Genomic DNA, 376 nt, shown 5'->3' with positions numbered 1-376 from the left:
AGTTACGGGGCCATTTTGCCGAGTTCCTTAACGAGAGTTCTCTCGCTCACCTGAGGATACTCTCCTCGACTACCTGTGTCGGTTTGCGGTACGGGTGCACCGTTTCTGGCTAGAAGCTTTTCTCGGCAGTGTGACGTCGCAGCCTTCGCTACTGTGATTTCGCTCCTCATCACGCCTTGTCCTTATGAAAGCAAGCATTTGACTCGCTTTCAGACTTGACGCTTGAACGTGGTATCCAGCACCACGCGCTGCTAGCCTCCTGCGTCCCTCCATCGCTCATAACGATTCGGTGCAGTACAGGAATTTCAACCTGTTGTCCATCGACTACGCCTCTCGGCCTCGCCTTAGGTCCCGACTTACCCTGGGCGGACGAGCC

At 55.3% G+C, this 376-nt stretch carries 1 rRNA gene; it reads right to left on the bottom strand.

The features are described from left to right. A 23S ribosomal RNA gene (locus lacNas_RS00545) occupies nt 1-376 on the bottom strand; the annotation flags it as partial.

Source organism: Lactobacillus nasalidis (assembly GCF_016587775.1).
Lineage (GTDB): Bacteria > Bacillota > Bacilli > Lactobacillales > Lactobacillaceae > Lactobacillus > Lactobacillus nasalidis.
This window is presented reverse-complemented; position numbering and strand designations above follow the sequence as displayed.